25 protein-coding genes are annotated in these 26,158 nt (G+C 73.2%); 7 read left to right on the top strand and 18 right to left on the bottom strand.

Going from position 1 to position 26,158, the window contains the following annotated elements; all coding sequences use genetic code 11:
• Position 1: 1 nt before the first annotated feature.
• From ACN9MS_RS07160 to ACN9MS_RS07145, 4 genes are all read right to left on the bottom strand, one after another.
• Positions 2-1,636 carry an ABC transporter ATP-binding protein gene (locus ACN9MS_RS07160; protein ID WP_426311315.1) on the bottom strand — a complete coding sequence of 545 codons (1,635 nt, stop codon included), beginning with the start codon at positions 1,634-1,636 and terminating at the stop codon, positions 2-4.
• A gap of 168 nt (positions 1,637-1,804) precedes the next feature.
• Entirely contained in the window at positions 1,805-2,899 is a 1,095-nt protein-coding gene (locus ACN9MS_RS07155) for a BMP family lipoprotein (RefSeq protein ID WP_426311314.1), read from the bottom strand.
• 226 nt (positions 2,900-3,125) lie between these two features.
• On the bottom strand, positions 3,126-4,355 hold the full coding sequence (locus ACN9MS_RS07150) for an amidohydrolase (RefSeq protein ID WP_426311313.1): 1,230 nt from the start codon (positions 4,353-4,355) through the stop codon (positions 3,126-3,128).
• Complete coding sequence (locus ACN9MS_RS07145) at positions 4,352-5,500, bottom strand: mannose-1-phosphate guanylyltransferase (protein WP_426311312.1); 1,149 nt, start codon at positions 5,498-5,500, stop codon at positions 4,352-4,354. The genes ACN9MS_RS07150 and ACN9MS_RS07145 overlap by 4 nt, the downstream gene beginning before the upstream one ends.
• A gap of 278 nt (positions 5,501-5,778) precedes the next feature.
• On the opposite strand from ACN9MS_RS07145, the gene sdhC reads away from it, so the two are divergent.
• The 4 genes from sdhC (at position 5,779) to ACN9MS_RS07125 (ending at position 9,242) form a co-directional block, all read left to right on the top strand.
• Entirely contained in the window at positions 5,779-6,117 is a 339-nt protein-coding gene (gene sdhC, locus ACN9MS_RS07140; protein ID WP_426311850.1) for a succinate dehydrogenase, cytochrome b556 subunit, read from the top strand.
• A complete protein-coding gene (locus ACN9MS_RS07135) occupies positions 6,117-6,575 on the top strand; it encodes a succinate dehydrogenase hydrophobic membrane anchor subunit (RefSeq protein WP_141388663.1) in 459 nt (152 codons plus the stop codon). Before sdhC ends, ACN9MS_RS07135 begins: the two co-directional genes overlap by 1 nt.
• 67 nt (positions 6,576-6,642) lie before the next feature.
• On the top strand, positions 6,643-8,475 hold the full coding sequence (gene sdhA / locus ACN9MS_RS07130) for a succinate dehydrogenase flavoprotein subunit (RefSeq protein ID WP_426311311.1): 1,833 nt from the start codon (positions 6,643-6,645) through the stop codon (positions 8,473-8,475).
• The gene (locus tag ACN9MS_RS07125) at positions 8,475-9,242 is read left to right on the top strand and encodes a succinate dehydrogenase iron-sulfur subunit (protein WP_426311310.1); all 768 of its coding nucleotides are present in this window, start codon (positions 8,475-8,477) and stop codon (positions 9,240-9,242) included. The genes sdhA and ACN9MS_RS07125 overlap by 1 nt, the downstream gene beginning before the upstream one ends.
• Before the next feature lie 147 nt (positions 9,243-9,389).
• Here ACN9MS_RS07125 and ACN9MS_RS07120 read toward each other — a convergent pair whose 3' ends face one another.
• The 7 genes from ACN9MS_RS07120 to sigE form a co-directional block, all read right to left on the bottom strand.
• On the bottom strand, positions 9,390-10,544 hold the full coding sequence (locus ACN9MS_RS07120; RefSeq protein WP_426311309.1) for a YihY/virulence factor BrkB family protein: 1,155 nt from the start codon (positions 10,542-10,544) through the stop codon (positions 9,390-9,392).
• A gap of 10 nt (positions 10,545-10,554) precedes the next feature.
• Positions 10,555-11,118 carry a 2'-5' RNA ligase family protein gene (locus ACN9MS_RS07115; protein ID WP_426311308.1) on the bottom strand — a complete coding sequence of 188 codons (564 nt, stop codon included), beginning with the start codon at positions 11,116-11,118 and terminating at the stop codon, positions 10,555-10,557.
• Positions 11,115-12,107: a tryptophan--tRNA ligase gene (gene trpS / locus ACN9MS_RS07110; RefSeq protein ID WP_426311849.1), complete on the bottom strand. Its 993-nt coding sequence runs from the start codon at positions 12,105-12,107 to the stop codon at positions 11,115-11,117. Before trpS ends, ACN9MS_RS07115 begins: the two co-directional genes overlap by 4 nt.
• A 170-nt stretch (positions 12,108-12,277) precedes the next feature.
• Positions 12,278-12,625, bottom strand: a complete 348-nt coding sequence (locus tag ACN9MS_RS07105; RefSeq protein WP_426311307.1) for a twin-arginine translocase TatA/TatE family subunit — start codon at positions 12,623-12,625, stop codon at positions 12,278-12,280.
• A gap of 9 nt (positions 12,626-12,634) precedes the next feature.
• On the bottom strand, positions 12,635-14,092 hold the full coding sequence (locus tag ACN9MS_RS07100; RefSeq protein WP_426311306.1) for a trypsin-like peptidase domain-containing protein: 1,458 nt from the start codon (positions 14,090-14,092) through the stop codon (positions 12,635-12,637).
• The gene (locus tag ACN9MS_RS07095) at positions 14,089-15,048 is read right to left on the bottom strand and encodes a zf-HC2 domain-containing protein (RefSeq protein WP_426311305.1); all 960 of its coding nucleotides are present in this window, start codon (positions 15,046-15,048) and stop codon (positions 14,089-14,091) included. Before ACN9MS_RS07095 ends, ACN9MS_RS07100 begins: the two co-directional genes overlap by 4 nt.
• Positions 15,045-15,671 carry an RNA polymerase sigma factor SigE gene (gene sigE / locus ACN9MS_RS07090; protein ID WP_378234090.1) on the bottom strand — a complete coding sequence of 209 codons (627 nt, stop codon included), beginning with the start codon at positions 15,669-15,671 and terminating at the stop codon, positions 15,045-15,047. Before sigE ends, ACN9MS_RS07095 begins: the two co-directional genes overlap by 4 nt.
• A gap of 249 nt (positions 15,672-15,920) precedes the next feature.
• Here sigE and ACN9MS_RS07085 point away from each other — a divergent pair, with 249 nt between their 5' ends.
• Complete coding sequence (locus tag ACN9MS_RS07085; RefSeq protein ID WP_269430019.1) at positions 15,921-16,526, top strand: O-methyltransferase; 606 nt, start codon at positions 15,921-15,923, stop codon at positions 16,524-16,526.
• A gap of 30 nt (positions 16,527-16,556) precedes the next feature.
• Here the strand turns inward: ACN9MS_RS07085 and ACN9MS_RS07080 are convergent, their stop codons facing one another.
• From ACN9MS_RS07080 to dapE, 6 genes are all read right to left on the bottom strand, one after another.
• Positions 16,557-18,119 carry a leucyl aminopeptidase family protein gene (locus ACN9MS_RS07080; protein ID WP_426311304.1) on the bottom strand — a complete coding sequence of 521 codons (1,563 nt, stop codon included), beginning with the start codon at positions 18,117-18,119 and terminating at the stop codon, positions 16,557-16,559.
• Between the two features lie 60 nt (positions 18,120-18,179).
• Positions 18,180-18,347, bottom strand: coding sequence for a DUF3117 domain-containing protein (locus ACN9MS_RS07075; RefSeq protein WP_064506638.1), 168 nt, complete (start codon positions 18,345-18,347; stop codon positions 18,180-18,182).
• Positions 18,348-18,467: 120 nt separating this feature from the next.
• The gene (locus ACN9MS_RS07070) at positions 18,468-19,685 is read right to left on the bottom strand and encodes a hypothetical protein (protein WP_426311303.1); all 1,218 of its coding nucleotides are present in this window, start codon (positions 19,683-19,685) and stop codon (positions 18,468-18,470) included.
• Positions 19,682-20,668 carry a dihydropteroate synthase gene (gene folP / locus ACN9MS_RS07065; RefSeq protein ID WP_426311302.1) on the bottom strand — a complete coding sequence of 329 codons (987 nt, stop codon included), beginning with the start codon at positions 20,666-20,668 and terminating at the stop codon, positions 19,682-19,684. Before folP ends, ACN9MS_RS07070 begins: the two co-directional genes overlap by 4 nt.
• Before the next feature lie 13 nt (positions 20,669-20,681).
• Entirely contained in the window at positions 20,682-21,518 is an 837-nt protein-coding gene (locus ACN9MS_RS07060; RefSeq protein ID WP_378234096.1) for a TIGR00730 family Rossman fold protein, read from the bottom strand.
• A 10-nt stretch (positions 21,519-21,528) separates the two neighbouring features.
• Positions 21,529-22,656 (bottom strand): succinyl-diaminopimelate desuccinylase, encoded by a 1,128-nt coding sequence (dapE, locus tag ACN9MS_RS07055; RefSeq protein ID WP_426311301.1) that lies wholly within the window; start codon positions 22,654-22,656, stop codon positions 21,529-21,531.
• A gap of 36 nt (positions 22,657-22,692) precedes the next feature.
• Here dapE and dapD point away from each other — a divergent pair, with 36 nt between their 5' ends.
• Together dapD and ACN9MS_RS07045 are read left to right on the top strand one after the other, a co-directional pair.
• A complete protein-coding gene (gene dapD, locus ACN9MS_RS07050; RefSeq protein WP_426311300.1) occupies positions 22,693-23,685 on the top strand; it encodes a 2,3,4,5-tetrahydropyridine-2,6-dicarboxylate N-succinyltransferase in 993 nt (330 codons plus the stop codon).
• Between the two features lie 31 nt (positions 23,686-23,716).
• Positions 23,717-24,694, top strand: a complete 978-nt coding sequence (locus ACN9MS_RS07045; RefSeq protein WP_426311299.1) for a hypothetical protein — start codon at positions 23,717-23,719, stop codon at positions 24,692-24,694.
• Positions 24,695-24,813: 119 nt separating this feature from the next.
• Here ACN9MS_RS07045 and ACN9MS_RS07040 read toward each other — a convergent pair whose 3' ends face one another.
• Positions 24,814-26,112, bottom strand: coding sequence for a citrate synthase (locus ACN9MS_RS07040; protein WP_378234102.1), 1,299 nt, complete (start codon positions 26,110-26,112; stop codon positions 24,814-24,816).
• Positions 26,113-26,158 lie beyond the last annotated feature (46 nt).

Below are 26,158 nucleotides of genomic sequence, written 5' to 3'. Positions count from 1 at the left end.
GTCACTGGATCTCCTCCTCGCGGGCGTCGGCGTCGGCCAGGTCGACGTCGACCCCGGCGCTCGACGGCGCGTCTCCCGCCTCGATGTCGGCCTCGCCGAGGGTGGTGCGGTGCTCGGCCGCCTGCGCGACGGCCTCGTCGAGCGGGACCCCCGCCATCATGAGCCCCAGCACGTCGCGGTCCGTGCCGCCGGGGACGACGCCGACGATGCGGCCGCGGTACATCACGGCGATCCGGTCCGCGAGGGCGAGCACCTCGTCGAGCTCGGTCGAGACGATGATCACCGGGGTGCCGTTGTCGCGCTCCTCGACGACGCGCTTGTGGACGAACTCGATCGACCCGACGTCGAGCCCGCGCGTCGGCTGCGACGCGATGAGCAGGCGCAGCGGGCGCGACATCTCGCGCGCGAGGACGACCTTCTGCTGGTTGCCGCCGGAGAGGTTCCCGGCGGGCACCTCGACCGTCTGGGTGCGGACGTCGAACTCGACCACCCGCTGCTCGGCGTTGTCGCGGATCGCGGCCCGGTTGAGCGCGCCGCCGCGCGAGTAGGGGGGACGGTCGAAGAGGTCGAGGACGAGGTTCTCCTCGACGGAGAACGTCCCGACGATGCCGTCCGTGCTCCGGTCCTCCGGCACGTACCCGACACCGGCAGCGAGGACGTCCGACACCCCGCGGCCGACGAGCTCCTTGCCGTCGAGCGTGATGGAGCCGGCGACAGGCTTGCGCAGGCCCACGATCGTCTCGGTGAGCTCGGTCTGCCCGTTGCCCTGGACGCCCGCGAGGACGAGGATCTCGCCCCGCGCGACGTCGAGGCTCACGCGGTCGACGACCGCGGTGTCGAGGTCGTCCATGACCGTGAGGTCGGTGACCCGGAACGTCGCGTCGCCCGGCTCGGCGGGCGCCTTCTCCACGCCGAGCGAGACGGACCGGCCGACCATGAGGGACGCGAGCTCGGTCTCGCTCGCGCTCGGGTCCGCGGTCCCCACGACCTTCCCGCGACGGATGACCGTGATGCGGTCCGCCACGGCGCGCACCTCGCGCAGCTTGTGCGTGATGAAGACGATCGACGTCCCCGCGGCCTTGAGCTGGCGCATGATCGCGATGAGCTCGTCGGTCTCCTGCGGGGTCAGGACCGCGGTCGGCTCGTCGAGGATGAGCACGCGCGCGTCGCGCGAGAGCGCCTTGATGATCTCGACGCGCTGCTGCACGCCGACCGGGATGTCCTCGACCATCGCGTCCGGGTCGACCTCGAACCCGAAGCGGTCGGAGATCTCCTGGACCAGCCGCCGCGCACGTCGGGCGTCGATGAGACCGGCGCCCTTCACGGGCTCGTGCCCGAGCGCGACGTTCTCCGCCACCGAGAACACCGGGACCAGCATGAAGTGCTGGTGCACCATCCCGATCCCTGCCGCCATGGCGTCGCCGGGCCCGGTGAATGCGACCGGCTGGTCGTCGACGAGGATCTCGCCGTCGTCCGGGTCGTACAGGCCGTACAGCACGTTCATGAGCGTGCTCTTGCCCGCACCGTTCTCGCCCAGCAGGGCGTGGATCTCGCCTGGCTCGATCACCAGGTCGATGTGGTCGTTCGCGACCAGGGACCCGAACACCTTCGTGATCCCGCGCAGCTCCAGCTTCACCGGGCGGCCTCTCTGAGAACAGGGAACTCCATCGAACCGTACTTCTGTCGCGTCGTCGCCTCGTGCGTCGCCTCATGACGACGGTGGCCCGGGCGGGCTCGCCCGGGCCACCGTCCCGCCGGTCCCGGCCGCCGCAGCGGGCACGGGACCGACGGTCTCAGAGAGTCGTCACGGAGTGTTGGTCGACTCCACGACCAGGTCCCCGGCGATGATCTGCTCCTGGTACTGGGCGAGCATGTCCTGCAGCTCGGCCGGCACCTTGTCCTCGAAGTCGTGGAACGGCGCGAGGCCGACGCCCTCGTTCTCGAGCGTGCCCACGTAGGGCTCGTTGGTGAAGTTGCCGTCGACCGACTCGCTCACCGTGTCGAAGACCGCCGGACCGATCTGCTTCATCACCGAGGTGATGATGATGTCGCCGTACTCCGTCGTGAGGAAGCCGTCCGAGTCGACCCAGATGATCTTCGCGCCACCGCTCTGCGCGGCGGCCGCCGCACCGAGACCCACCGGGCCGGCGACGGGCATGATGATGTCCGCGCCCTGGTCGATGAAGCCCTGCGCGAGGTTCTGGCCGTTCGCCTGGTTCTCGAAGTCACCGGTGAAGGAGCCCGTCTGGGCCTCCTTGTCCCAGCCGAGGGTCTTGACCTCGGTGCCGTTGTCCTCGTTGTACTTCGCGACGCCGTCGACGAAGCCGTCCATGAAGATGGCGACCGACGGGATCTGGATGCCGCCGAACGTGGCGACCGTGCCCGTCTCGGTCATGCCCGCCGCGAGGTAGCCCGCGAGGAACGCGGCCTCGGCCGTGTTGAAGAGGATCGGCTTGGCGTTGTCGATCTCGACCGGGTTGAAGTCCGCGTCGGAGAACGACGAGTCGATGAGGGCGAAGTTCGTGTCGGGGTTCGCCTCCGCCGCCGCCTGGATCGGGTCCTCGAGGAGGAACCCGACGCCGATGACGAGGTTGCAGCCCTGCTGGACGAGGTTGTCGATGTTCGGCGCGTAGTCCGTGTCCGCCGAGGACTCGACCTCGGTGGCCGTGATCCCCAGCTCGGACTCCGCCTGCTCCAGGCCCTCGAAACCGGCCTGGTTGAAGGACTGGTCGTCGAAACCGCCGGCGTCGGACACCATGCACGCGGAGAAGTCGGAGTTGCCGCCCGCGGTGTCGTCGCCGCCGCCGGTCGTCTCGTCGTCCTCGGGTGCGGCGCCGCACGCGGCCAGCGCGAGCGCGGCGACGGCCGCGAGCGCGGTGACCTGAGTCGCTCTCTTCACCTGATAGCTCCTGTCGTTCTCGTAGCAGGGCCGCGCAGGGAAGGACCCCTGGGCCCTCCCGAGCGCCCTTGCACGGGAGGACCGGTCCGTCGGCCTCTATAGGACCGAACACTAATCAGCCGGAGGGGTCTTGCACGTTACTTGTCGGTAACGCCGCTGCTTCGTTATGCAAGCGTCACTTTGCGTCTGAGGCGTGACACACCCCTGTCCACGGGTCGGGACCGCTTCACCCGTCCTGACCGGCGGCGACACGGGCGAGCAGGCGCATCCCCGCGTCCACCGCGCGCTCGTCGACCTGCAGGTCGCCCTGGTGGATGTCGTAGCTGCGCCCTCCGGGGGTCCGCGTGCCCAGCCGCGCCATCGCGCCCGGGACCTTCGTGAGGTACCAGGCGAAGTCCTCGCCGCCGAGCGACTGCTCGGTCAGGAGGATCGAGTCCGGGCCGAGGACGTCGCGCGCCGCGGCCTCCAGCAGCCCCGTGCAGCGCTCGTCGTTCTCCACGGGCGGGACGCCGCGCGTGTGGTGGACGGTCACCTCGACCTCGTAGGGCGCGACGACCTGCTCGACGGCGTCGTGCAGCACCTGCCCCGCGAACTCCCACGCGCGCACGTCCAGGCAGCGCAGCGTCCCGCGCACCGTCCCGGTGCTCGGGATCGCGTTGTGCGCGGACCCCGCGTGCACGGCGCCCCACGTGAGGTTCACGCCCGAGCGGGGGTCGAGCCGCCGGCCGAGCACCGCGGGGACCTGGGTGATGACCTGGCCCAGCGCGTAGACCACGTCACCCGTGAGGTGCGGGCGCGAGGTGTGCCCCCCGGGCGACGCGATCGTCACCGAGACCTCGTCGGACGCCGACGTGATCGGACCGATGCGCGTCCCGATGCGTCCGACGTCGACCTTGGGGTCGCAGTGCACCGCGTAGATCTCGTCGACGCCGTCCATGGCGCCCGCGGCGAGGACGTCGAGCGACCCGCCGGGCTGGACCTCCTCCGCGGGCTGGAAGACGAGCCGCACGCCGCGGCGCAGCTCCCCCTGCGCGTGGAGGTCGGCGAGGACCAGGCCGGCCCCCAGCACCACCGCGGTGTGCACGTCGTGGCCGCAGGCGTGCGCCACGCCGGGGACCGTCGAGGCCCACGGGAGGTCGCACCTGTCCTGCAGCGGCAGCGCGTCGAGGTCGGCGCGCAGGGCCACGCGGCCGGGCGACGGCGCGTCGTCGGGCGTCCCGGTGGCCGTCACGTCCCCCGGCGCAGGGCCGACGTCGCACACGAGGCCCGTGCCGGGCAGGAGCCGCGGCTCGAGCCCCGCGGCCCGCAGCCGGTCGGCGAGGAGCGCCGTCGTCCGCGTCTCGGCGCGCGAGACCTCCGGGTGGGCGTGGATGTCGCGGCGGATCGCCACGACCTCGTCCACGTGGCGCGCGGCGGCGGCGGCGATGCGGGCGGCGACTGTCACGTCGGCGGTCACAGGAGCTCGTCCATCCCGAGCTCGCGCACCGTCTCGACCATCGACTTCACCTGCTGGGCCCGGGCACGCGTGGTGACGAGCAGCGCGTCCGGGGTGTCCACGACCACGACGTCGTCGAGGCCCAGCACCGTGACGACCCGGTCGCTCGCCGGCACGACCACGGACCCTGCGCTCTCCCGACGGACGACGCGGCCCGTGTCGCCGAGGACCTTCGAACCGGCACCGTCGACCGAGGGCAGCAGCGCGGCGAGCGAGTTGAAGTCGCCCACGTCGTCCCACCCGAACGTGCCGGGCACCACCGCCACGCCGCCGACGGCGGCGACCGGCTCCGCGACGGCATGGTCGATCGCGATCCGCTCGAGCGCGGGCCAGCGCTCGGCGAGCACGCGATCGCGGTCGGGGCCGTCCCACGCCGCGGCGATCGCGCGCAGGCCGTCGTGCAGGTCCGGACGCTGGTCCGCGAGGTGTCCCAGGAGGACGGACGACCGGACGATGAACATGCCGGCGTTCCAGCGGTACTCGCCGGACGCGAGGTAGCGCTGCGCGGTCGCCGCGTCGGGCTTCTCCGTGAACCCGCGCACGTGCTGCGCGCTCGGAGCGCCCTCGACGCCGAGCGGGGCGCCGCTGTGCACGTACCCGAAGGCCGTCGAGGGCCGCGAGGCCGCGATCCCGATCGTCACGACGTACCCCGCGCGCGCGGCCTCCACCGCCTGACGCACCGACGACTCGAACGCGTCCCGGCCCGTGATGACCTGGTCCGCGGCGAACGACCCCACCACGACGTCGCCGTGCCGCGCCTCGAGCACCGCCGCGGCGAGCCCGATGGCCGCCATCGAGTCACGGGGCGACGGCTCCGCCAGGACGTTCTCGGCCGGGAGCCCCGGGAGCTGCGTCCGCGCGGCGGCGACGTGGCGGTCCCCGGTGACGAGGACCACGCCCTGCTCCCCCGCGAGCGGGACGAGCCGGTCGACCGTCGCCTGGAGCAACGACCGGCCCGAGCCGGTGAGGTCGAGGAGGAACTTGGGCGAGCCCGCGCGCGAGAGCGGCCACAGCCGCGTGCCCGCCCCTCCCGCCGGGACGACGGCGTGGAAGCCGGGGATCGGCGACGCGGCCGCGGCGGACGAGGGGTGAGGCGAAGAGGCCATGGGGGCAGCATAGTGAGGCGCGCAGTTCCCCCGCGGGCTGTGGGATCAGTCACAAACCCCCCGCGCAAGGGCGTTCCGCCGCCTCAGGCGGTCCGCATCATGACGCCGATGTCACTATGGTGGAAGCCCAGAGACCGATGCCGACGACGGTCCCGCGGTCCGGACTGAGGGAGTTCCGGGCCACGTCCGGAACGTGACATCTCCCCCTGATCTCGCCACAGGAGGCCCCCAAAGTGCCCAGTGCACCAGCTGGCACGCTCTACCGCGGCCGTGAAGGCATGTGGTCGTGGGTCGCGCATCGCGTGACCGGCGTGCTCATCTTCTTCTTCCTGCTCGTCCACGTGCTCGACACGGCGCTCGTCCGGGTGTCGCCCGAGGCCTACAACGCCGTCATCGGGACGTACCAGACGCCGATCATGGGCCTGGGCGAGGCGGGACTGGTCGCGGCCATCGTGTTCCACGCCTTCAACGGCATCCGCATCATCCTCGTCGACTTCTGGGCCAAGGGCCCGCGGTACCAGCGCACCATGCTCTGGGTCGTCGTCGGCCTCTTCGTCGTGACGATGGCCGGCTTCCTGCCGCGTCATCTCATGAACGTCTTCGGAGGGGGGCACTGATGGCCGCCGCACCCACGGTCGAGGTCGCGAGCCCGCGCGACCCCTACAAGCGCCGCAAGGCCACGCGCAGCAACTACGAGCTGTACAGCTGGATCTTCATGCGCGCGTCCGGCGTCGTGCTGATCGTCCTCATCTTCGGGCACCTCTTCGTCAACCTCATGGTCGGCGAGGGCGTGCACGCGATCGACTTCGGTTTCGTCGCCGGCAAGTGGGCCTCGCCGTTCTGGCAGATCTGGGACCTGCTCATGCTGTGGCTGGCCATGTTCCACGGCACCAACGGCGTGCGCACGATCATCAACGACTACGCCGAGCGTGACGGCACTCGCCTCGTCCTCAAGCTCGCGCTGTACCTCGCGTTCACGATCGTCACGGTCCTCGGCACGCTCGTGATCTTCACGTTCGACCCGTGCCCCGCGAACGCTCCTGCCGAGCTGCTCGCGTCGTTCTGCACGGCCTGAGCACACCCCGCAACTCGCCCCCGTCTTCACGCTCCACCCGGCTCTCTCCCAGGAGGCATCGACCCCGATGCAAACCCATCAGTACGACGTCGTCATCGTCGGCGCAGGCGGCGCCGGGATGCGCGCGGCGCTGGAGTCGTCCGGCAAGGTCCGCACGGCCGTCATCTCCAAGCTGTACCCCACGCGCTCGCACACGGGCGCCGCGCAGGGTGGCATGTGCGCCGCCCTCGCGAACGTGGAGGAGGACAACTGGGAGTGGCACACGTTCGACACGGTCAAGGGCGGCGACTACCTCGTCGACCAGGACGCCGCGGAGATCATGGCCAAGGAGGCCATCGACGCGGTCCTCGACCTCGAGCGCATGGGCCTGCCGTTCAACCGCACGCCCGAGGGTCGTATCGACCAGCGCCGGTTCGGCGGGCACACCCGCAACCACGGCGAGGCCGCGGTGCGCCGCTCGTGCTACGCCGCGGACCGCACCGGCCACATGATCCTCCAGACGCTCTACCAGCAGTGCGTCAAGCAGGACGTCGAGTTCTTCAACGAGTTCTACGTCCTCGACCTCATCACGGACCACGACCTGTCGACGGGCGAGATCCCCGACGGCGAGCCGGTCACCGCGACCGGTGTCGTCGCCTACGACCTCGCGACCGGCGAGATCCACGTGTTCCAGGCGAAGGCGATCATCTTCGCCACCGGCGGCGCGGGCAAGATCTTCAAGACGACGTCGAACGCGCACACGCTCACGGGCGACGGCATGGCTCTCGCGTACCGCCGCGGCCTGCCCCTGGAGGACATGGAGTTCTTCCAGTTCCACCCGACCGGCCTCGCCGGCCTCGGCATCCTCCTGTCCGAGGCCGCGCGCGGCGAGGGCGGCATCCTCCGCAACGCCGACGGCGAGCGGTTCATGGAGCGCTACGCCCCGACGATCAAGGACCTCGCCCCGCGCGACATCGTCGCCCGGTCGATGGCGAACGAGGTCCGGGAGGGCCGCGGCGCCGGGCCGAACAAGGACTACGTCCTGCTCGACCTCACGCACCTCGAGCCCGCGCACATCGACGCAAAGCTCCCGGACATCACCGAGTTCGCCCGGACCTACCTGGGCATCGAGCCGTACACCGAGCCGGTGCCCGTGTACCCCACCGCGCACTACGCGATGGGCGGCATCCCGACCAACGTCGAGGCCGAGGTCCTGCGCGACAGCCACAACGTCGTCAAGGGCCTCTACGCCGCCGGCGAGGTCGCGTGCGTCAGCGTCCACGGCTCCAACCGCCTCGGCACCAACTCGCTGCTCGACATCAACGTCTTCGGCAAGCGCGCGGGCCGCACCGCCGCCGCGTACGCCGCGACGGCCTCGTACAGCGAGCTCCCGGAGAACCCCGCCGCGGCCGTCGTCGCGCAGCTCGAGGAGATGCGGAACCGGCCCGACGGCGAGCGCGTCGCCGACGTGCGCAAGGCGCTCCAGGAGACCATGGACGCCAACGCCCAGGTGTTCCGCACCGGCGAGTCGCTCAACCAGGCCCTCGCGGACATCCGCGACCTGCAGAAGCGGTACAAGAACGTCTCGGTCCAGGACAAGGGCCGGATGTTCAACACCGACCTGCTCGAGGCCATCGAGCTCGGCTTCCTCCTCGACATCGCCGAGGTCACGGTCGTCGCGGCGATCAACCGCAAGGAGTCGCGCGGTGGTCACTACCGCGAGGACTTCCCGGACCGCGACGACGCCAACTACATGCTGCACACGATGGCGTACCGCCGCCCCACGTCGGCCAGCGACGTCGCCGACGGTCACGTCGCCGGCTACTTCGACCACGTCGAGGCGTTCGACGGCTACAAGGTCGCCCTGGGCTCCAAGCCCGTCACCCAGACCCGGTACGAGCCCATGGAGCGGAAGTACTGATGACTGCCACACTCGAGAGCCCCGCCACCGAGGCCAAGGCCGGCGAGATCCCCTCGTTCGAGGTCACCCTCCGCATCAGGCGCTACCTCCCCGAGTCGGAGCACGGCGAGGACGCGTACTGGGACGAGTTCACCGTCCTGGCCCACGGCACCGACCGCGTGCTCGACGCCCTGCACAAGATCAAGTGGGAGAACGACGGCTCGCTCACGTTCCGTCGCTCGTGCGCGCACGGCGTGTGCGGCTCCGACGCGATGCGCATCAACGGCCGCAACCGCCTCGCGTGCAAGACGCTGCTCAAGGACGTCAACCCCGACAAGCCCATCACGGTCGAGCCCATCAAGGGCCTGCCCGTGGTCAAGGACCTCGTCGTGGACATGGAGCCGTTCTTCGCGTCCTACCGCGAGATCATGCCGTTCCTCATCACGTCCGGGAACGAGCCCAGCAAGGAGCGCATCCAGTCCGCCGCGCAGCGTGAGCGCTTCGACGACACGACCAAGTGCATCCTGTGCGCCGCGTGCACGTCGTCGTGCCCCGTGTTCTGGACCGACGGCCAGTACTTCGGCCCCGCCGCCATCGTCAACGCGCACCGGTTCATCTTCGACAGCCGCGACGAGGGTGCCACGCAGCGCCTCGAGATCCTCAACGACAAGGAGGGCGTGTGGCGCTGCCGCACGACCTTCAACTGCACCGAGGCCTGCCCCCGCGGCATCGAGGTCACGAAGGCCATCCAGGAGGTCAAGCGCGCGATGATCACGCGCGCCTTCTGAGATCTCTCGCACGTCCCGCACGGAGGGCGCCGACCAGCATGGTCGGCGCCCTCCGTCGTGCACGGGGGCACGGTCCGCATGGTCGGGTCGGGATGGCCGGTGGCGGCGGGGTTCCCCGCCTGAGTGGCTGTGCCTGGTGGCCGGTTGCTACGTGCCGCGCGGGAGGCGGGCGCGGCGGACGCCGCGCACGATCGGGCTCCAGGGCCTGCCGGACCCCTGGCCGGCACGGAGTCGTTCCTCCACCGAGACGAGCACGACCGCCGAGCGCGCGGCGTCCTCGGTCGCCGCGTGCCGCGCGGCGCGCACGTGCCGCGCGTCGGTCGTGGGGGTGCCGTCGACGACCGGGAGCTCGGGGCGGCCGTCACGAGCGTGCCGGGGTCCGTCGGGCTCCGGGTCGGGCGGGCGGGGCGGGTTCGCCATCCAGGCGCACACCGCGAGGAGGATGCGCGCGGTGAAGTTCACGAGGACGAGGAGCGTGACGAGGACGGCGAAGGACGCGAGGAGCGCGTTCCTGCTGGCGCTGCCCGCGACGAACGACGACCCGAGGTAGCGGAGCACCCCGAACGCGACCGCGGCGGTGAGCGACCCGACGAGGAGGTCGCGGCGGCGGACGTGGACACCGGCCAGCAGCGTGACCACCACGACGACGACCAGGGCGTCGAGCAGGATGCTCACCACCAGTCCGGCCCCCGTCACGAGGATCGCGGGCCCGCCCGAGATCCCGAGCGCCTCCAGCACCTTGTAGCCGATCGTGGAGACGGCGATGCTGGCGACAGCGGAGACGAGCATGCTGAGCGCCAGGAGGAAGAACCCGAGGAGGGCACGCGCCCGGGCGAGCACGGGGCTCTGGCCGACGTCGCTGACGCCGAACATCGTCCGGACGGCGCCGCGCAGGTGGTACATGAAGGAGACGACGGAGAAGAGCAGCACGACTCCGGCCACGATGCTCGTGACGCTGAGCCCGGCGTCGAGGAGCAGGAGATCGGGATCGATCACGCCCGGCGTCCCGTCGACCGCGATGAGGCCGGGGACGAGCTCGTTGATCTCGCCGAAGACGGCGTCCATGAGCTCCTGGCTGCCGCCGAGGACCCGCATGAAGACCGTGTAGCCGATCGTCAGCGCGGCGAAGAGGGAGAACAGGGCGGAGTAGGCGATGCCGCCGCACAGCAGCGCGCCGCGGGCGTAGAGGTAGCGGTAGGTCGCGCGCCCTGCGCGGCTGTCCTTCCACCACTCGACGAGCACCTCGACGCGCTCCCTCGTGCGCCGGACGACGCTGGGGGCGGCGGAGGGGGGCGGCGTCACGCCCCGAACCTTACGAGGCGGTCGCGGTCCCGGCATCCGCGGTGAGCGGGAAGACCTGCTCCGGGCGCCACACGCCGTCGTCGCCGTGCTCGTAGAGGGAGAACCCGGCGACCTCGAACCGCGCCTCGTAGGTCGCCATCTCGTCGAACGCGGCGTCGAGCGCGGCGTCCGGCACCTCGTGCGCGACGGTCACGTGCGGGTGGTAGTTGAACCGGAGGTCCTGGGCGAGCGGACCGGTACGGATGGTGCTCTCGAGGTGCTCGCACTCGGCGATGCCCTCGACCACCTGGATGAAGACCACGGGGGAGATCGGGCGGAACGTGGCGGAGCCACGCAGGTGGACCCGGAACGGTGCGGCGGTGGTGGCGACCGCGGCGAGGTGCGACCGTGCCGCGTCGAGCTCGGCCGGGTCGAGCACCGTCGGCCCGAGGAGCGTGACGTGGGGCGGGATCGACCGTGCGAGCGGGTCGCCGAACCGTGCGCGCGCGTCCTGGAGCTGCGTCGCGAACGGTTCGGGCACCTCGATCGCGATGCCGATCCGCACCTGGTCCGGCCCACGCTCCGGGAGGTTCACGCGGTCGGCCCTCCGACGGGCAGGAGGCCGACGCGGTCGTAGATGCGCGCGAGCGTGCCGGCCGCGATGTCGCGCGCCTTCTGGGCGCCCCGCGCGAGCACCGCGTCGAGCTCTGCGGGGTCGGCGAGGTAGGTGTTGGCGCGCTCCTGGAACGGCACGAGGACGTCGACCACGACGTCCGCGAGGTCGACCTTGAGCCGTCCGTAACCCTGGCCGTCGTACTCGGCGGCGATCGCCTCGACGTCGCGCCCCGTGAGCGCGGAGAAGATGGTGAGGAGGTTGGACACGCCGGGCTTGGCCACCGGGTCGTACCGGATCTCGGTGCCCGAGTCCGTCGCGGCGGACCGGATCCGCTTCGCGGCGACCTTCGGGTCCTCGAGGAGCCAGATGACGCCCTTGCCGTTCGACGACGACTTGCTCATCTTCGCCGTCGGTTCCTGGAGGTCGTAGATCTTCGCGACCGAGCGCACGATGTGGGCCTCGGGCACGACCGCGGTCCCGTCGCCGAAGCGGGCGTTCAGGCGCTCCGCGAGGTCACGGGTGAGCTCGAGGTGCTGACGCTGGTCCTCCCCGACCGGCACGAGGGCCGCATCGTAGAGCAGGATGTCCGCCGCCATGAGGACGGGGTAGGTGAAGAGTCCCACGGTCGTGCCGTCGGCACCCTGCTTCGCGGACTTGTCCTTGAACTGGGTCATGCGGCCGGCCTCGCCGAAGCCCGTCTGGCAGGACAGCACCCAGGAGAGCTCCGCGTGCTGCGGCACGTGCGACTGCACGAACAGTGCGGACCGCTCCGGGTCGACACCGCCGGCGAGGTACTGCGCCGCCGTGCGGCGTGTCCGCTCGCGCAGTCGCTCCGGGTCGGGGTTGACCGTCAGGGCGTGGAGGTCGACGACGCAGTACAGCGCGTCGTAGGAGTCCTGGAGCGCGACCCACTGGCGCAGGGCACCGATGTAGTTCCCGAGCTGGAGGGAGTCCTCCGTGGGCTGCATGCCGGACAGGATCCGGGGCTTGGTGCTCGTCGGGTTCCCGGTCGCCTGCGCGGTCTCCGGGACCGGTGCCGGACCGGTGTGCGTCGCCTCGATGGACATTGCCCCATTCTGACAGGTGGTGCCGCGCCGGAACGAATCGCCTCCCGCTCCGGGAGGGAGCGGGGCAGGCCTCAGGTGGCCTCGTCGTCGAACGGCGCGGCGCCCCCCTGAGGCACGGAGGACGGCGCCGGGGGCGGCGGCGGGGCGACCCGCTCGCGTGGTGGCTCGTCGTCGAGGAGCGCCTCGCGCACGATCCGGCGCGGGTCGTACTGGCGGGGGTCGAGCTTCGACCAGTCGACGTCCCCGATCTCGTCCCCGATCTCGGCGTCGACCCGCGCCTTGGCGTCCCGCAGGTACCCCCGGGCGGACCGGACGAACGACCCGAGCTGCTCCGCGTAGCGCGGCAGGCGCTCAGGACCGATGACGACGACCGCCACGACGAGGAGCACGACGAACTCGGCTCCGTTGATCCCGAACACGCCGACAGACTACTCGCTCGTGGCCTCGTCGAGGACGACGCGGACGTCGCGCTCCCGGTCGCCCGTGCGGACCCGCAGGGTCACGGCGTCCCCTGGAGCCTTCGCCCGGATGGCGACGATGAGCTCGTCCGACTCCGTGACGGGCCGGTCGTCGATGGAGAGGATCACGTCCCCGGGCCGGATCCCCGCGGCGTCGGCCGGTCCGTCGGGCGTCACCGCGGGGTTGCCGGCCTGGGCCTGCGTCGAGACCTGCACACCCTCGCCCTGGTACCCCTGGTCGAGCAGCACGCCGATCACCGGGTACGTCGCGACGCCGTCGGCGATGAGCTGCTCCGCGGTCCGGCGCGCCTGGTTGGACGGGATGGCGAAGCCGAGCCCGATGCTCCCGGTCGCCGACTGGCTGCCGGGCGGCTGGGCGATGGCGGAGTTGATCCCCACGACCTCGCCCCGCCCGTTGACGAGCGGGCCTCCGGAGTTGCCGGGGTTGATCGCCGCGTCGGTCTGGATCGCGTTGATGAACGCGGTCTCGGCCGCGGCGCCGGCCTGGACCGGCCGGTTGAGCGCGCTGATGATGCCCGTGGTGACGGTCCCGTTGAGGCCCAGCGGGGCCCCGACGGCGACCACGGGGTCCCCGACGACGACGTCGTCGGAGTCGCCGAGCGCGAGCGGTGTGAGCCCCGTGTCCTCGACCTTGACCACCGCGAGGTCGTAGTCGACGGTCCGCCCGACCAGCTCGGCCGGGCTCTCGTGCCCGTCGGAGAACAGCACGACGACGTCCCCGCCCTCGGCGGCCGACGCGACCACGTGGTTGTTCGTGAGGATGTACCCGTCCTCGCGGAGGACGAAGCCGGACCCCGTGGCGACGCCGTCGGTCCCGCGGACCTGGAGCGAGACGACGCTCGGCAGCACCGTGCCGGCGATGTCCGCCACCGAGCCCGCGGGGCGGTCCGCGCCCGGCTCGACGCTGGCGGGCGGCAGGGCCGACGTGTACGGGCCGGGCGAGTCCTGCCCGAGGAGCCGGTCGGCCGCGACGCCGCCGAGCGCGCCCGCGACGAGGGCGAGCACGGCGACTCCCGCCACCACGGCGGGACGCAGCCCGCGCCCGGACGGCGGGCCGGCAGCACCGCGCGGGACCCCGACGAGCGTCGGGTCGACCGACCCGCCGGGTCGCGTCGGCGCCGACGGCGGCTCGGGCTCGCCGAACGAGCGCAGGGTCTGCCACGGGTCTGCGGGGCCCGGCGCGCCGGACGGTACCGCGGCCGGGGCGGGGACCGGCGACGGCTGCGAAGCCGCGCTCGAGGGCGGGAGGGTCGGCGGGGGCGGGACCGGGCCGGGGCCGACAGGCGCCGAGGGCGGGACGGGCGGGACGCTGCGGTACGCGGAGGGCGGTGCGAACGGGTTCCGTGCGGCGTCGGGCGCCCCGGCGTGCTCCGGGCCGGACTGTGGGCCGGTCTGGGGGTCGGTCATGAGGTGCCGAGCGCTCCTGTCATGGTCGTCCAGCCCCGGGAGATGCGCGCCGGGACCCCGGCATCGTAGTCACGTGCCGGGAAGGCCGCCACGAGGGCGGCGACCGTCTCCTGCTCGGTGTCGGCGACGACGTCGATCACCGTGTCGCCGGACTGCCAGACGACGTGCCACGGCTCCTCGGACAGCACGTGCACCCGGCGGCCGCCGACGTCCCACGTCTCCCCGCCGGCGAGCGCGGCAGTGTCCAGGAGACCCGACTGCTCGCGGACCACGGCCTCGCCGCCCGGCGCCTCGAGGTCGATCTCGACGACGCCGCGCGCGGCGTCGTCCCGGACGTCGACCACGCTGAAGCCCTCCGGGAGCGCCGTGGGGCAGGTCCAGCCCTGGGCGTCGAGCGCCGCGAGCGCCGCGGTGCCGTCGGGAGCGGCACCCGCACCCTCGGCCTGGTCCGCGGTGCGCACCCCTCCCACGACGAGCGCCCCGGTGGCCCGGGGCGCGGCCTGCGCCAGCACGCTGAGCGGGTCGCTGCGGTGGAGCTCGGGGGTGACGAGCGGGCTCTCCCCCAGCGCGAAGAGGCCGACCGCCGCGACGCCGACGCCCCCGACGACGAGACCGACGACCCGGCGACGCACCGCTCCCCGGCGCACCTCCCCGCTCCACGCACCGCGCGGAAGGGGGACCGGCTGCGCCCAGGGGTCGCCCGTCACGGGCGCCGAGCGGAGCGGGTCGCCGTCGGTCGGGGGGATCTGGGCCGACAGGGCGAGCAGGCGCGCCGCGAGGTCGGGCGCGGGCTCGACCGGGCCGGCGCTGCTCAGGGCCCGCCGGGCGGCGCGCGCCGCCGACAGCTCGGCCGCGCACCGCGGGCAGCACGCCACGTGCTCGAGGGCACGCTCCGCCTCGGCGGGCGTGAGCTGCCCGTCGACGAGAGCGGAGAGGCGGGAGCCGAGGTGCGTCACGCCACCCCCCGGGCGGCCACGGGCGTCGGGACGTCGTCCGACGCCGGGCGGTCCGCGGGGTCACGGTGGGGCAGCGCGGCGCGGAGCTGGGACCGCGCGCGGTGGATGCGGGAGCGGACCGTGCCGAGCTTGATCCCCAGCGTCACGGCGATCTCCTCGTAGGACAGGCCCTCGATGTCGCACAGCACGACGGCGGCCCGGTACTCGGGCGAGAGCGCGTCGAGCGCGCGCTGGACGTCGTGGTCGAGGTTGGCGTGCTCGAAGCCGCGCTCCGGCTGGGCCTCCGAACGGGCCGGGTACTGCCCGTCGTCGTCGCCCATGGCCTCCATGCGGATGCGCTGCTTGCGCCGGACCTGGTCGAGGAAGAGGTTCGTCGTGATGCGGTGCAGCCAGCCCTCGAACGTGCCGGGGGTGTAGCTCGAGAGCGAGCGGAACACCCGGACGAACGTCTCCTGCGTGAGGTCCTCGGCGTCGTGCCGGTTCCCGGTCAGGCGGTACGCGAGCCGGTACACGCGTGCGGAGTGCTCGCGGACGATCTCGTCCCACGACGGCGGCACCCACGCGCTCCCGTCGTGCGTCCCGTGCGTGCTCGTCCCTGGTCGTGCGTCGTCCACGTCGTCCATCGTCCCAGAAGAACGCCCGGCACCCTCCCGGTGTTCCCCCTCTCGCGCGGGACGTGCGCGCGACGTCCACGGCCCGTGCACACACGTGCGGCGCGGGAGCGGGCCGCCGTGGGAGGGGGCGGGTACGATCCGAGACAGCGCACCCGCCAGGGGAACCCTCCCCGGGCAGCACGCGCGGACGACGGACCACAGGAGGCACCGATCACCAGCGACGTCGGCACCCACCGCAGCGCGAAGGCGGCGAGCTGGGTGTACAGCGAGGAGTTCGTCCCCGAGGACGAGGTCCTCCTGCGTGCGCGCGACCGGGCCGCCGAGCTCGGCTGCCCGACGGTGCTCCCCGGCGTGGGGGCGGTGCTCCAGGTGCTCGCGGCGTCGCTGGCCGCCCGCGCAGTGGTCGAGATCGGCACCGGCACGGGCGTGGCGTCGCTCTGGCTCCTGCGCGGCATGCCGGCCGACGGCGTGCTGACGACGATCGACGTCGAGGTCGAGCACCAGCGCGCGGCCAAGGAGGCCTTCGCGGAGGAGGGCGTGCCCTCGGCGCGGACCCGCACCATCCCGGGTCGCGCGAGCGAGGTCCTCCCCCGGCTCACCGACGGCGCCTACGACCTCGTCCTCGTCGGCGCGGACAAGCACAGCTACCCCGAGTACGTCGAGCAGGGCCTGCGACTGCTGCGCCCGGGCGGCGTGCTCGCGGTCGACGGCGCACTGTCGCACGACCGGGTCGCCGACCCGGCGCGGCGCGACGAGGTGACGACGATCGTCCGCGAGGTCGGCCGGTCGCTGCGGTCGGACGAGCGCGTGCTGCCCGCGCTGCTCCCGAGCGGCGACGGCCTGCTGCTCGCCGTGCGCCGCTGAGACGTTCCGTCGGGTGAGGGGACTCGACGGTCAGAGCCGGTCGAGCGCCTCGAGCAGGAGCCGCGCACCGTACCCCGTGGCCCCGGCGACGACCTCGTGCCGGTCGGCGGTCGCTCGCGCGGGGCCGGCGACGTCGAGGTGCGCCCAGGGCACGTCCCCGACGAACTCTCGCAGGAACAACGCGGCCGTGATCGACCCGCCACCCGGGCTCTCGACGGGCACGTGCCGGAGGTCGGCGACGTCGGAGCGCAGCGCGCCCGCGTAGTCCTCGACGAGCGGCATGCGCCACACCCGCTCGCCGGTGGAGAGCGCGGCACCCTCCAGCGCGTCGGCGACGGCGTCGTCCGTCGCGAACAGCGCGCCGTGCCCGCGGCCCAGGCCGAGGCTCGCCGCGCCGGTGAGGGTCGCGACGTCGACGAGCACGTCGGGTGCGAGCTCGGCGACGGCGTACGCGATGGCGTCGGCAAGGACGAGGCGGCCCTCCGCGTCGGTGTTCGCCACCTCGACCGTCCGGCCCGACCAGGTGCGCAGCACGTCCCCCGGGCGGTACGAGGCGGCGCCCACGTGGTTCTCGGCCAGCGGGAGCACGGCGGTGACCCGGCGGTCGGAGCGTGCGCGGGCAGCGCCGAGCACGACCGCGAGCGCGACGGCCGCGCCCGCCATGTCGGTCTTCATCGGCACCATCGCCTCGCGCGGCTTGATGGAGAGCCCGCCGGTGTCGTACGTGATGCCCTTGCCGACGACGACGACGTGCCGGACGTCGGCGCCCGCAGGGAGGACTCCGTGGTCCGCCGGGTCGTAGGTGACGGTCACGAGGCGCGGTGGTCGTGCCGAGCCCGCACCCACGGCCAGGATCGCCCCGAAGCCCTCCGCACCCAGCTCGGCGGGACCACGGACGGTCGAGTCGAGCCCGAGCGCGTCGGCCAGCTCCGCTGCGCGGTCGGCGAACCAGGCCGGGTCCTTGACGTCGGACGGGACGTTGGCGAGGTCGCGGACCAGCCAGGTCGCCGACGCGGCGCGCTGCGCGGCCTCGATCGGCGTCGCGGCGTCGGGCCGGTCCTCGGGCGTGAGCAGGACGAGCTGCTCCGCGGCCGACTCGGCCGCGGACGGCGAGGACCCGCTCTGCCGGGGCTGAGCGTACGCGGCGAGCAGGTAGCCCTCGACGAACGCGCGGACCCCGTCGGGACCGGCGTCGGCGGTGGCGGCGCTGACGACACGCTCCAGGCCGCGCGACGCCCGGGCCAGGGCCGCACCGGCGCGCCGGAGGTCCGACGCCGTCCCGGCACCGACCCCGAGCAGCAGGATCCGCGGGGGCAGGCCCGCCCACGGGAGCCGGGTCTCGGAACCGGCGTGCGCGCGCGGCAGGTCGACGCGCACGACCTCTCCGGACGCACCACGGAAGCTCCGCCCGCCCGCACGCTCGGCGAGCTCTGCGAGGTCGACGCCGTACCGCACCGTCGCGTCGACGGTTCCGGCACGCGGCTGCACGCCGTCCTCGGCCTCGCGCGGGGGCGCGACGGCCACGACGACCGCGTCGACCTGCGCGTCGTCGAGGAGTGCCGCGTCGCTCAGAGCGCCCCGGGCACCGACCACCTCGGGCAGCGTGCGCGGCAGCCCGGGGAGACCGGAGGCCCGGCGCTCACGTGCGGGCAATCAGCCCACCACGGCCTGGAGCGCCTCACCCAGCTCGCTGGCCTCGGTCGCGTTGAGCTCGACCACCAGACGTCCGCCACCTTCGAGCGGGACCCGCATGACGATGCCTCGCCCTTCCTTGGTGACCTCCAGCGGCCCGTCACCCGTCCGCGGCTTCATCGCAGCCATCGATGGCACTCCATTTCCGTTGTCCCGAGTCCACCCCGCACGCGCGAGGAGGGGCGTCCGACCTCGGACGACGCCCGAGGACAGTCTAGTTCACCCGTGCCGACATCCCGGGCGTCCGGGTCACGGCGGCCAGCCGGACGGTGGGACGAGCCGCCACAGCGACCACACCCACCACACCTGACCCACGACGCCGGCGACGGTCACGGCGGCCAGCCACAGACGAGACCGCGTCCACCCGACGGTCACCGCGGCGAGCGGGAAGGCGAGCAGCAGGAACCGCACGAGCGACGTGCCCGGCTGGATCGCCGCGACCAGGTAGGCGAGGTACGCGCCGGACCACGCGTGCATCTCCGGGCCGAGCCGCGCCGTGACGGGGTTGAGCACGAGGGCGGCCGTCGCGAGCAGCACGAGCGCGAGGACCCACGGGCCGGCGTCGCCCATCAGCCACCGCGACACGTCGACCCACGGGGCGACCGGCACGACCTCCGCGCCCCCGCGCCACGCCTCCTGCGTGCGGAAGTACCCCTGGTGCACGCCCGTGACGACGCTGCACGCCCACGGCCACACGAACCCGCTCGCCAGGGAGACGGCGAGGAGACCGCCCACCCGCGCGGCGTCGGGCCCGCGCAGGTCGCCCCGGCGCCACCGGACGAGCCCGTGCCACAGGACGACCGCCGCCATCGGCAGCGCGACGGCGCGAGAGAATCCGAGGAGGACGACCACGAGCGCCGCCCACCCGTAGCGTCGCCGCGCCAGCAGCAGGAGCGCGGACGCCACGAGGAGGAGCGCGAGGGACTCCGTGTACGCGACCTGGAGGACGGGGCTGGACGGGAAGACGCTCACGAGCAGGACCGTCGCCAGCGGCAGGCCCGGCCGGCGCTCGACGGCCGCGGCGCCCGCCGTCGCGACCAGCCGGTGGATCACGAGGACGGCGCCGGCGCCGCACGCGAGCGCGACCGTGGGCGCGAGCACGTCCCACCCCAGACCGGTGACGGCGTCGAGAGCACGGACGAGCGCCGGGAAGAGCGGGAAGAACGCCCAGACGTTCTGCTCGACGGCGCCGTCGGGACCCACGGGGAGCGTGTCCGGGTAGCCGGACGCGTAGATCTGCTCGTACCAGCTCGCGTCCCACATGCGCGCCACGTACGGCAGGTACGACGGCGCGGCGTCCGTCCAGGGGTTCGCCTCCTGGGACCTCGCGACGACGAGGAGGATCACCGCGCTCACCGCGCGGGCCAGGCCGTACACCGCGAGGACCTGCGCCCACCACGGCCAGGAGGTCGGACGCAGCGGCCGCGGACTCTCGCGCGGCCCCGCCGCGGCGCGCCGCGTGGTCACGCGAGGCCCCGCAGGGCGGCCGCCGGAGGGGTCTCGTCGCGCACCGCGGCGACGAGGTCCAGGACGCGCCGGGTCGCCGCGACGTCGTGCGCGCGGAAGACGCGTGCGCCGAGCCAGGCGGCGACGGCCGTCGCGGCGAGGGTGCCCTCCAGCCGCTCGTCGGCAGGCAGGTCGAGCGTCTCGCCCACGAAGTCCTTGCGGGACAGCGCCATGAGGAGCGGGAACCCGAGGCCTGCGAGGACCTCGGTCCGGCGCAGGAGGTGCAGGGAGTGCCACGTGTTCTTGCCGAAGTCGTGCGTGGGGTCGACGAGGACCGACGCCCGCGGTACGCCGCACGCGACTGCGCGCTCGGCCGCCGCCCGGAGGGTCGCCACCACGTCCTGGACGACGCCGTCGCGCGGGTCCGCGGCACCGGGCCGGGCGGGGTACGCGACGCGGAACGGGTCGGTACGGGGCGTCGCGCCCCCCGTGTGCGAGCACACGACCCCGACGCCGTGCTCGCCCGCGACCTCGACCAGTCGCGGGTCGTGACCTGCCCACGTGTCGTTGATGAGGTCGGCGCCCGCGAGCGCCGCCTCGTGCGCCACCTCGGCCCGCCACGTGTCGACGCTCACGAGCAGGTCGGGGAACTCCGCGCGCACCCGCGCCACGAAGGGCACGACGCGACGGACCTCCTCGGCGGGCGTCACCACGGGACCGACACCGGCCCGCACTCCCCCCACGTCGACGATCTCGGCGCCCTGGACGACCGCGCGCTCGACCGCGGCAAGCGCGTCCCGGTCGTCGAGCTGGCGCGCGCCCGCGTAGAACGAGTCGTCGGTGCGGTTGACGATCGCCATCACCGCGGGCCGTTCGAGGACCCGCCCGCGCAGCACGAGCGACGTGCCGCGAGGTGGGACGCCGAGGGGAGGCAGCGGTTCGGGTGCGTCGTCGGGGTGCCCGTCCGACGGCTCCCCGGGCGCGGCGGGGCCGGGTGAGGTCATCGCGCCGCAGCCCTCAGCTCGCGTCGCCGGCCTGCGCCCGCGCGAGCTCCTCGGTCGCCTCGAGCTCCTCCGCGCGCAGCTCGGCGCCGCGGTCGCACACGTACTCGACGGCCTCGGCAGGGTCGTCGCACAGGTGGACGAGGTCGAGGTCGTGCGCGCTGATCATGCCGCGTCCCGCGACCGCCGTGCGGGCCCACTCGAGCAGCCCGCTCCAGTAGTCGGTCCCGACGAGCGCGACGGGGAACTCGGTGATCTTGTGGGTCTGCACGAGCGTGAGCGCCTCGAACAGCTCGTCGAACGTGCCGAACCCACCCGGCAGGACGACGAAGCCCTGGGCGTACTTGACGAACATCGTCTTGCGGGCGAAGAAGTACCGGAAGTTCACGCCCAGGTTCACGTACCGGTTCATGCCCTGCTCGAACGGGAGCTCGATGCCGAGCCCGACCGAGAGCCCGCCGGCCTCCGAGGCGCCCTTGTTCGCGGCCTCCATGATGCCGGGGCCGCCGCCCGTGATGACCGCGAAGCCCTCGTCGACCAGGCGGCGCCCGACCTCCTCGGCGAGCGCGTAGTCCGGGTGGTCCGGCTTGGTGCGGGCGGACCCGAACACCGAGACGGCCGGGCCGACCTCGGCGAGAGCGCCGAAACCCTCGACGAACTCGCTCTGGATGCGCATCACGCGCCACGGGTCCGAGTGGACCCAGTCTGCGCTGCCCCCGGTGTCGAGGAGGCGCTGGTCCGTCGTCTGGCGCGGGATCTGGTCCCCGCGCAGCAGCACCGGACCCTTGCGGTACCCCGAACCCGCCTGCGGCAGCCCGTCGTCAGAACCCTGCTCACGCACCGTGTCGCTCATGGTCACGAGCCTATGCCGCGGGGGTGGCCGTCAGCCACGCACGGAGCGCGTCGCGGCACAGCGCGAGCTCGCCGACCGGGCAGCGCTCGTCGTCCTTGTGCGCGAGGAGCGGGTCCCCCGGGCCGAAGTTGACCGCCGGGACGCCCAGCTCGGCGAAGCGCGCGACGTCGGTCCAGCCGTACTTCGGCGCCGGCGCGCCGCCCGTCACACCCAGCACCGCGGCCGCGAAGTCCGCAGCGAGCGGGTCGTCGAGACCGGGGCGGGCGCCGGGCGCGGCGTCGGTGAGCACGACCTCGAAGCCCGCGAACAGCTCGCGCACGTGCTGCTCGGCCTCGGCCACGGTGCGCGACGGCGCGAACCGGAAGTTCACCGTGACCACGCACTCGTCCGGGACGACGTTGCCCGCGATCCCGCCGCGGATCCCGACGGCGTTCATGCCCTCCCGGTACATGAGGCCGTCGACGTCGACCTCCTGCGGCGCGTACGCCGCCAGCCGGTCGAGCACCTCGTGCGCCGCGTGGATCGCGTTGGCCCCCGTCCAGGAGCGCGCGGAGTGCGCCGCGACCCCGGGGACGTGCACGTCGACCCGCAGCGTGCCGTTGCACCCGCCTTCGAGACCGGCAGACGTCGGCTCGCCGAGGACCGCGAAGTCGGCCGCGAGCAGGTCGGGACGGTTGCGCGCGAGGCGCCCGAGCCCGTTGAGGTCGGACGCGACCTCCTCGTTGTCGTAGAACACCCAGGTCACGTCCTGCGCGGGGGCGTCGAGCTCGGCCGCGAGCGCGAGCGCGACCGCGACGCCGCCCTTCATGTCGACCGTCCCACGGCCCCAGACCTCGGCGTGCGCCCCCTCCCCCACGACGCGCGTGGGCAGGTTCGGCGGGTCCGTGAGCGGCACCGTGTCCAGGTGGCCCGCGACCACGACGCGCCGCTCCCGGCCGAGCGTCGTGCGCGCGACGACCGTGTCGCCGTCGCGCACGACCTCCAGGTGCCGGCACGCCCGGAGCGCCTTCTCGACCGCGTCCGCCAGCGCCCGCTCGTCGCCGCTCACCGACGGCGTGTCGCACACCGCGCGGAAGAGGGCGACGAGATCGCCGCGGAGGTCGAGCACGGGTGGGGCGGCAGCGGTGGGAGAGGTCACGCCAGCACCCTACCGGCGGCGGATAGGGTGGGGCGCATGACTTCTGCGACCCCCGCGACCGCCCCCTCGGCGGCCGCGTCCGAGCCGCGTACGGCGTGGGGCTACGGCCTGGCGACCGTCACCGACGACGGCACGACCCTCGACGTCTGGTACCCGGCCCCGGCGCTCGGCGCCGCGCCGGCGGACACGACCGTCCCGGCCTCGCTCGACGCGCTCGCCGAGCGCGACGAGCTGCGCGGCGTGGACGTCGTCGTGGTCCGGACCGAGATCGACCTCGACGCCTCCCCCGCCGACGCCGCCGACGCGTACCTGCGCCTCCACCTGCTCTCCCACCGCCTCGTCGCGCCGCACGGGCAGAACCTCGACGGGCTCTTCGGCGTGCTCACGAACGTCGTCTGGACCAACCACGGCGCGTGCGCGGTCGACGGCTTCGAGGAGACGCGCCTGCGCCTGCGCGCGACCGGGCAGACCGTGACGGTGTACGGCGTGGACAAGTTCCCGCGCATGGTCGACTACGTCGTCCCCGCGGGCGTCCGCGTCGCCGACGCCGACCGGGTGCGGCTCGGGGCCCACCTCGCGCCGGGCACGACCGTCATGCACGAGGGCTTCGTCAACTTCAACGCCGGCACGCTCGGCACGTCGATGGTGGAGGGCCGCATCTCCGCGGGCGTCGTCGTCGGCGACGGCTCGGACGTCGGAGGGGGCGCGTCGATCATGGGCACCCTCTCCGGCGGCGGCCGCGAGGTCATCTCCGTCGGTCAGCGCTCGCTCCTCGGCGCCAACGCGGGCCTCGGCATCCCCCTGGGCGACGACTGCGTCGTCGAGTCCGGCCTCTACGTCACCGCGGGGACCAAGGTGACCGTCGTCGGTCAGACGGACGCCGCGGGCGAGCCCCTCGTCGTCAAGGCGCGGGAGCTCTCCGGCCGCTCCGGCATCCTGTTCCGGCGCAACTCGCTCACCGGCGGCGTCGAGGCCGTGTCCCGCACCGGCGCCGGCGTCGAGCTCAACGCCGCGCTGCACGCGAACTGACCCACCACCGACGAGCACGACGGCGTCCCGCATGACCACGAGCCGAGCCTCCCGTCCCCGGGACCTGCCGGACGTCGGTCGTGCGCGCCCCCGGCGCCGCCCGCTCCGCACCGTCGTCACCCTCCTCACGGTGGCCGCGGTCGGGGTGGGCGGCGTCGTCGTCGCGCTCAACCGGCTCGACGACGAGACGCCCGTCGCCGAGCGGTGCGCCGCGACCGCCGACGGCCGCACCTGGTACCTGTCCGTCACCCAGGCGGACAACGCGGCGCTCGTCGCGGGCACGGCCGTGCGCCGCGGACTGCCCGCCCGCGCCGCGACGATCGGGCTCGCGACCGCGCTCCAGGAGTCCCGGCTCGTCAACATCGACTACGGCGACCGCGACTCCGTCGGCCTGTTCCAGCAGCGCCCGTCCCAGGGCTGGGGCAGCGTCGAGCAGATCATGGACCCCGTGTACTCAGCCAACGCGTTCTACGACGTGCTCGAGACCGTCGAGGGCTACGAGGGCATGGAGGTCACCGTCGCGGCGCAGACCGTCCAGCGCTCGGCGTTCCCCGACGCGTACGCGCAGCACGAGCCCCGGTCCCGTGCCTGGGCGTCCGCGCTCACGGGCTGGTCCCCCGCCTCGCTGACGTGCGACCTCGCCCCCGTCGCCGCGACCGAGGTCCCCGCCGACGGCGACCCCGCGCAGCCGTTCCGAGACCGCCTGGCCCGCGACCTCGGCGACGGGGCCCAGGTGTCCCCGTTCGACGGCGGGGACGGGGGCACCGTGCAGGTCGACGCCTCGGGCCTGGCCGCCGCGGGCGAGGACGGCGGCCCCGACCGTGCCGCGTGGGCCGTCGCCCAGTGGGCCGCCGCCACCGCCGACGCGACGAACGTCGTCGCCGTCGAGGTGGGCGACCGCCGCTGGTCCCGCGAGGACTCGACGTGGAGCCCGCTCGACCCCGACGAGCTCGCCCCGCTCGACCCGGGCCTGCTCCGCGTCCACGTCGCCGTCCCGGACGAGTCCTGACGACGGCCTGAAGAGCGCCGGTCACCGCCGTCGTCGCCCTCGTCGTGCACGCGTGCCAGAACGACGGACGCCGCGCCGCTCACCGTGGGGTGAGCGACGCGGCGTCCGGGAAGCGGGTGTCAGCGGTCGGAGACCGGGACGTAGTCGCGCTCGGTCTCGCCGACGTAGACCTGGCGCGGGCGGCCGATCTTGGTCTGCGGGTCCTTCATCATCTCGCGCCACTGCGCGATCCAGCCCGGCATGCGGCCGAGCGCGAAGAGCGGCGTGAACATCGCGGGCGAGAAGCCCATGGCCTTGTAGATGAGGCCCGTGTAGAAGTCGACGTTCGGGTAGAGCTTGCGCTCGATGAAGTAGTCGTCGTTGAGCGCGATCTCCTCGAGGCCCATGGCGATGTCGAGGAGCTGGTCCTTCTTGCCGAGGGTCGAGAGCACGGCGTCGGCGGACTTCTTGACGATGGCCGCGCGCGGGTCGTAGTTCTTGTAGACCCGGTGGCCGAAGCCCATGAGGCGGACGCCGTCCTCCTTGTTCTTCACCTTCTTCATGAAGGTGTCGACGTCGTACTCGGCGCCCGCGATCTTGTCGAGCATCGTCAGGACGGACTCGTTGGCGCCACCGTGCAGCGGGCCGGAGAGCGCGTTGACGCCCGCCGCGACGGAGGCGTAGAGGTTGGCGTGCGACGAGCCGACGACGCGCACGGTCGACGTCGAGCAGTTCTGCTCGTGGTCGGCGTGCAGGATGAGCAGCTTGTCGAGCGCGTCGACGACGACCGGGTCGGCCTCGTACTGCTGGTACGGCGTCGCGAACGTCATGCGCAGGAAGTCGTCGACGTAGCCGCGCGAGTAGTCGGGGTACAGCAGCGGCTCGCCGACGCGGCGGCGGTGCAGGTAGGACGTGATGGTGCGCGTCTTCGCGAGGAGCAGGACCGTCGCGAGCTCGACGGTCTCGTCGTCGAACGGGTCGAGCGACTCGGGGTAGAACGTCGACAGCGCGTTGATCGCGGACGAGAGCACGGCCATCGGGTGGGCGCCCCGCGGGAACGTCCCCATGAACGTCCGGAAGTCCTCGTGCACCAGCGTGTGGCGGTTGACGCGCTCGACGAAGGCCTCGAGCGTCGGGGTGTCCGGGAGCTCGCCGTGGATGAGGAGGTACGCGACCTCGAGGAAGCTCGACTGCTCCGCGAGCTGCTCGATGGGGTACCCGCGGTACCGCAGGATGCCGGCGTCACCGTCGATGTAGGTGATGCTCGACTCGCACGACGCCGTGTTCATGAAGCCCGGGTCGACGGTCACGAGCCCGGTCGACTTGAGCAAGGAGGACACGACGATGCCGTCGTTGCCGTCGGTCGCCGCGACCACGGGCAGGTCCTGCGCCTGGTCGTCGACGAGGAGGCGGACCTTCGCCTGCTGAGTGGTGGTCATGGTTCCCTTCCTGCTGCTGCTCGCGCCGTTGCCGCGCGGTCGACCG

The sequence above is a fragment of the Cellulosimicrobium sp. E-16 genome, assembly GCF_049913115.1.
In the GTDB taxonomy this organism is placed as follows: Bacteria; Actinomycetota; Actinomycetes; order Actinomycetales; family Cellulomonadaceae; genus Cellulosimicrobium.
Note: the sequence above shows the minus strand (reverse complement) of the source record. Positions and strands in the feature narration are given on the sequence as shown.